The 5,798-nt window shown below is 70.2% G+C and carries 7 protein-coding genes and 1 pseudogene; 5 read left to right on the plus strand and 3 right to left on the minus strand.

Going from position 1 to position 5,798, the window contains the following annotated elements; all coding sequences use genetic code 11:
* Window positions 1-92 precede the first annotated feature (92 nt).
* Window positions 93-443 carry an ATP-binding cassette domain-containing protein gene (locus ETD96_RS40265; RefSeq protein WP_420884833.1) on the plus strand — a complete coding sequence of 117 codons (351 nt, stop codon included), beginning with the start codon at window positions 93-95 and terminating at the stop codon, window positions 441-443.
* Window positions 444-475: 32 nt separating this feature from the next.
* Window positions 476-1,333, plus strand: a complete 858-nt coding sequence (locus tag ETD96_RS40270) for a substrate-binding periplasmic protein (protein WP_138641743.1) — start codon at window positions 476-478, stop codon at window positions 1,331-1,333.
* A gap of 29 nt (window positions 1,334-1,362) precedes the next feature.
* Here ETD96_RS40270 and ETD96_RS40275 read toward each other — a convergent pair whose 3' ends face one another.
* A complete protein-coding gene (locus ETD96_RS40275) occupies window positions 1,363-1,776 on the minus strand; it encodes a hypothetical protein (RefSeq protein WP_138641744.1) in 414 nt (137 codons plus the stop codon).
* A 51-nt stretch (window positions 1,777-1,827) separates the two neighbouring features.
* Complete coding sequence (locus ETD96_RS40280; RefSeq protein ID WP_138641745.1) at window positions 1,828-2,025, minus strand: hypothetical protein; 198 nt, start codon at window positions 2,023-2,025, stop codon at window positions 1,828-1,830.
* Between the two features lie 355 nt (window positions 2,026-2,380).
* On the opposite strand from ETD96_RS40280, the gene ETD96_RS40285 reads away from it, so the two are divergent.
* Entirely contained in the window at window positions 2,381-3,019 is a 639-nt protein-coding gene (locus ETD96_RS40285) for an RNA polymerase sigma factor (protein ID WP_338072661.1), read from the plus strand.
* A complete protein-coding gene (locus tag ETD96_RS40290; RefSeq protein ID WP_138641747.1) occupies window positions 3,016-3,975 on the plus strand; it encodes a CU044_5270 family protein in 960 nt (319 codons plus the stop codon). Before ETD96_RS40285 ends, ETD96_RS40290 begins: the two co-directional genes overlap by 4 nt.
* Window positions 3,976-4,233: 258 nt before the next feature.
* On the opposite strand, the gene ETD96_RS40295 is transcribed toward ETD96_RS40290, so the two are convergent.
* Window positions 4,234-4,935 carry a response regulator transcription factor gene (locus tag ETD96_RS40295; protein WP_478209502.1) on the minus strand — a complete coding sequence of 234 codons (702 nt, stop codon included), beginning with the start codon at window positions 4,933-4,935 and terminating at the stop codon, window positions 4,234-4,236.
* Between the two features lie 526 nt (window positions 4,936-5,461).
* On the opposite strand from ETD96_RS40295, the pseudogene ETD96_RS40300 reads away from it, so the two are divergent.
* Window positions 5,462-5,798, plus strand: a pseudogene (locus tag ETD96_RS40300) (hypothetical protein); the annotation flags it as partial.

Here is a 5,798-nt window from a genome sequence, read left to right on the forward strand (position 1 = left end):
CGGCTACCCGACCGCCACCGCGCGGTAGCGACCAGGTACGACAAGCTCGCCGTCCGCTACCAGGCCACTGTCCACATCGCCGCAATCAACGAGTGGCTGTGACCCCTTTCAAAACACGCCCTAGCCGTCTGTCCGGGGGCCAACAGCAACGTGTGGCGATCGCCCGCGCCCTGGCGATGGAACCCGAGTTGTTGCTCTTCGACGAGGCCACCTCAGCTCTGGACCCTGAGCTGGTCAAGGACGTCCTGGCGGTCATGCGGGACCTGGCGGCAGGTGGCATGACTATGGCAGTGGTGACCCACGAGATGGGATTCGCGCGCGAGGCCGCCGACCGTGTGGCGTTCATGTGCGACGGCTCGATCGCCGAGATAGGCGCCCCCGACCGGATCTTCCAGGCCCCTGAGCACCCCCGGCTCCGCAAATTCCTGTCCCAAGTCCTGTGATCAGTCCTCCAACCTGCCCTTCAGGAGCCCCCATGCAGTTCAAACAACACAAGACACTGCCTGCCCTGGCCGCTCTGACGGCTCTGGCCGCCTTGACCGCCGCCTGCGGATCCCAGGCGGAGAAGGCCGGTCCGTACGACACCGTCCAAGCCGGCGTCATCACCGCCGGCACACAGTCCGAGCAGCCCCCATTCGCTATGGCAGATCCCTCGGGGCATCCCACCGGGTTCGCCGTGGACCTGATGAATGAGGCGGCACAGCGGCTGGGAGTCAAGGTCGAGTACAGGACCACCAACCTCCAAGGCATCTTGGCCGGCCTCAGCGCACGTCGATATGACATCGGTGTCGCGGCCGTCGGTGCCACCCCTGAACGCCGCCGCAACGTCGCCTTCACCACCCCGTTCTACTGGGGGTCGACCGCCGTGGTGACCCATAGGAACACTCCTTTCGCAGCGCTGGCCGACTTCGATGGGCAACGCATCGGTGTCGTCGCCGGCGCGGTCCAAGAGAAGTTCGTGCACGACAGGATGCCGAAAGCGAAACTGGTCAAGTTCAAGGACCAAACCGCACTGATCGGCCAACTGGTGTCAGGAGGGGTGCAGGGCGTGGTACTCGGCGGCGCGGACGCGGACCAGTACGTCAAAAGGCAGCCCGTGCGCATCGCTGTAAGACAGGACAGCACACAGGGCAGCGCGTTCCCGCTTCGCAAGGATGGAGATCCGAAACTCATCAAGGATCTCGACGCCCAGATCGACGCCATGATCGACGACGGGACATATGTGAAGCTGTACCGCAAGTACTTCGACGACCCGGTCGCGGCCGCCCTGCTCAAGGAGCGCCCGCGACTGACGAAGCAGGTCACGGGCACCGATCTTGCTCCCAAACCGTGACGGTCGCAGCGCGCGGCGGCGGCGGCGTGTCAGCCGCGCGTCCGGGCAGGGTGCCTGGGCGGGGTGCCTGGGCTCATCGTGCCGCGAGGCCGCGTCCGACTTGGCCGCAAATCCAGGCCAGTCGTGCTGGGCCGGGCCGGAAGTACATCGGGAACCGCCCGGGGCGCGTTCATCGTTCCGAAATGAACGAGCTGCAGATGGGGCCCAGCGTTCGCTGACGGTGCTGGTTCGAGCAGCAGGCTCATCGCCAGCAGCCGAACTCCGATCTGCAGCGCGTCCAGCCGGTACACCGCCTCCCGGAACAGCACCAGGTAGGCGAGCAGGCCGAAACTCACCACGCGCGCGAGGAGCGCGACGACCGAGGTCCCGGTGAAGAAGCGGATGCGGAACAGCGACAGGTCGAGCAGGGGGTGGCGGCCGAACCGCTGCAGGACGGCGAACATGCACATCGCCACGACGCCCGCCCCGGCCTGACCAAGGGTGGCAGAGGAGGCTCAGCCCTGCCGCTCGCCGCGCAGCAGGTCCAAGACGATCGCGGACATGCCGGCCGCGAGCACGAGCGCGCCACCGATGTCGGCACAGAACTCGCCGAGCCGCCCGTCGGGCGCCATGCGGTGCAGGGTCAGCCACACCACGGTGGCGCCCAGCGGGACGTTGACGAGGAACAGCGAGCGCCAGCCGATGCCCTGCACAAGCGCGCCGCCGATCAGGGGCCGAGGGCGCCGGCCGCCATCGTGACGGCGCCGAACACGGCGATGGCCTTCGAGCGGGCGGGACCGGTGTAATGCGCCGTGATGATCGCCATGGCGGGGCGAAGGCGAAGGCGAATGCGCCGCCGACGCCCTGGACGGCGCGCAGCACGTCCACCATGACGACGCCGGTGGACAGCCCGCAGCCGAAGCGGCGCTCGGCGAGCAGCCGCCGCACGGCGTGGCGGGAGCCACGGGCGGGCTTACGCCCCGAGCGGCCGCAAGATGGACCCAGGCACTGCCTGTCGGGCAATCACGGATGTAATGACCGTTGACGAGAGGTCATCAGATGCCCCGATTGGACTGGGCCACCAAACAGCCACGGCCGCCGGACTCCCCACCCGAAACTCCACCAGAGCTGTCGGCGGACGCCGCCGACTGCGCGGTGATCGTCGAGTCGCGGCGAGACCCCGAGCGTTTCGCGCTGCTGTTCCAGCGGCACGCCCGGGCCATTGCCCGCTATGTCACGCGGCGGCTGGGTCTTGGCCCGGCCGAGGACATCGTGGCGGAGACGTTCCTGATCGCGTTCCGCGAGCGCGGTCGCTACGACACCGCCTGCCCCGATGCCCGCCCCTGGTTGTACGGGATCGCCACCAACCTGGTGCGACGGCACCGGCGCGAGGAGGTCCGGCTCCTGCGGGCGCTGGCCCGTACGGGGACCGATCCGGTCACCGAGTCCTTCGCCGACGCGGCGGACGCCCGCCTCAGCGCCGGAGCGGCGGGCCGCGAACTGGCGGCGGCGATCGCCGGGCTGCCCGCAGCCCAGCGCGATGTGCTGCTTCTGGTCACCTGGGCGGGACTCACCTATGACGAGGCCGGCCGGGCGCTGGGTGTTCCGGCCGGAACCGTGCGCTCGCGCCTGAACCGGGCCCGCGCCAAGCTGCGCGAGGCGTTCGGTGGCACCGATCCCTCCGCGCTCACCGAGGAGCCGCAATGAACGAACTGAGGCACGTGCAACTCCTGCGCTCCGAGGTCCCCCGGACCCTCGACATGGCGGCGGCCGAGAACCGGCTGCGGACAGAACTCGCCGAGGCGCAGAACGCCGTCGGGAGCAAGACAGGTTGGGACAGAACAGGGCCGAGGCGGGGGCGTGCACGCCAGATCCGCTGGACGCTGGTGCCCGCCGGGTTCGGCGCCACCGTGCTCGCCGCCGCACTGGTGACCGGCCCGTGGACGGGCGAGTCCTCAGCCGAAGCCGAGGCGTTGATGGCACGGGCCGCGCGGACGGCTCTGCACACGCCGGTGTCGCTACCCCGCGGTGACCAGTACGTCTATCAGCAGAGCGTAGAGAAGCTGCGCCCCGGCGGGCGACCCTATCTGCGGTACCGCTCCGAGTGGCTCTCAGTGGACGGGTCTAAGCCGGGGCTGATCCGGGAGAAGAACGTCGTCGCCGCCGGGACGACCGCGCCGGCGGCGGAGCAGATGCGGCCCGACGGCGAGCAGGTACTCCGGGCATGCGGTCCGGCGCCCCTGCTGGAGCGCCCCTACATCGACGTCCTCCCATCCAAAACCGCTGAGGTGCTGGCGCTGCTGGACGAGCGCGCAGGCGACGGCAGCCGGGGCGAGCGGCTCTGGAACGCCGCGGCGGACGTGACCGCCGCCGTGATGGCACCCGCGGCCAGGGCGGCCTTCTACCGGGCGCTAGCCGAGATCCCCGACGTCGGTGTCGCCGAGGACGCGGTGGACGCCTCGGGCCGGCCTGGAGTGGCCCTGACCAGGACCTCCGATGGCATCCAGGAACAACTGCTCTTCGACCGGTCTACCTACGCCTTCCTCGGTGAACGCACCCTGGACCGCGAAGGAAGCGAGATCTCCTCCACCGCCGTCATCAAGACCTCGGTCGTGGACGACGCGCCCACCCCCCGAACGGGCGGCGTTCAGGGTAGCTGCTGAGATCCCGCCGCCCGGCCGTTCGGGCCGGGCGGCGGAAGGGCTCACCCGCTCAGATGCCGCGCGGAGCATCAATCGTGCCCGCATGGCCTCGCGCAGGAGCTGGTCCGGTCGTCGGCCAACACCTCGCAGGCGCGGGGCTGGATGCGCCGCCCGCAGTGACGGCCGGAGCAGCTGCGGCAGCAGGGTACTGGCGGTGCGCCTCAGGGGCCGCCAGAGCCTCGGCCCGGGGCCTCCCCGCTCCTGCTGTCGGGCGCAGACTCAAGCTGCGCGATGTTCTCGTAGTGGACATCGCAGTTGTCCTCGAAGTCGCTGGGCAGGTTCTCCTCGGGATTGCGCCACCGGCGGCCGCCCGCCACATAGATCTCGCGGCGGCCGTGATTCGCCCCGGTGCGTCTTCACCTTCGTGCCGCCGGAGCCGACGCGCGGCACGGTGTGGATGAGGCGGGGGTCGCGGTCGTCCACCTTGCGCCGCAGGTAGCTGACGTAGGTCTGCACGACGCCGTCGCCGCCGCCGAAGTCGTACTCCCACACGTGGTCGAGGATCTGCCGCTTGGACAGCACGTGGCCGGCGTTGAGCACCAGGTAGCGCAGCAGCTTGAACTCGGTGGGGGTGAGCTCGACCAGGTCGCCGCCGCGCCGCACCTCGTAGGAGTCCTCGTCGATCTCCAGGTCGGCGAACGCCGCCCGGGCCGGGTCGCCGCCGCGCGGCCGGGTGCGGCGCAGCACGGCCCGGATGCGCGCAATCAGCTCCTCCAGGCTGAACGGTTTGGTCACGTAGTCGTCGCCGCCGACCGTCAGCCCCTTGATCTTGTCTTCGGTGGCGTCCCGGGCGGTCAGGAACACCACCGGCGCCTCGCAGCCGTCGCGGCGCAGCCGCGCCAACGTCTCCAGGCCCGAGCCGTCGGGCAGCATCACGTCGAGCACGATGAGGTCGGGCGCGAACCGCGCCACCTGCCGCAGGGCCTCGAAGAAGGGATTGTGGGAGGTCCACTACGACCCCTACAACGTCTCGCGGATCTGGGTGCGCGACCACCACTAGGGCGGATGGATCACCGCTGCCTGGACGCTGCTGAAGTCGGCGCCAGCACCGTTCGGCGAACAGGCATGGGAGCACGGCCGCCGGGTTCTGGCCGAGCGCGGCTATCGCGCCCCGACCGAGGCGGAAATCGCCCAGGTGGTGAGCGACCTGCTCGACCGGGCCGAGCGCGGCCCCGAGGCGGCCGCGCCGAGGACCCCGCGGGGATCGGCCCGGGCCGATCGGGTCGCGGCGCGGACCCGCACGACGACCGCCAGTCCGCTCTTGCCCTCCTCACCTCCGTCTTCCAGCGAGCCGGAGAACGCCCCAGAACCGGCCGAGATCTAAGGCGAGGGCGGGGCACCGCAGAAGCGGCTGGCGAAGGTCATCCCGCTCGGGGCGTTCAACGCCCACGAGGAAGCACGCAGCGCTGGTGAGGCCAGCAACGGCCGCGAGGGAAGCGAGACCTGATTGACGACGCACGAGCCGCGCTGGCACGGTCGGCTGCCCGACGAGGAATGGCACCTGCAGCTGACCACCCGGGAAGGCTGGCAGCGGTTCGCCGAGGACGAGCCCGCCGACCTCGCACTGCGGGGCGACCCCGAGTGGAAGGAGCTCACCGGCACCGGACGGGATGCCTACGACGAGGCCCGCATCGACGTTCACGCCCGGCTCATCGTCGATGACCGGGACCGTCAGAAGGCACAGCATCGCCATCGCGATCGTGGTGCTTGCGGTTCTGGCAGCAGGCCGCTCCAGTGCTCCCGCAGGACGGCCTACGCCCGTTTCGTCTGCTGGCACCAGCGGC

Source organism: Actinomadura geliboluensis (assembly GCF_005889745.1).
GTDB lineage: Bacteria > Actinomycetota > Actinomycetes > Streptosporangiales > Streptosporangiaceae > Spirillospora > Spirillospora geliboluensis.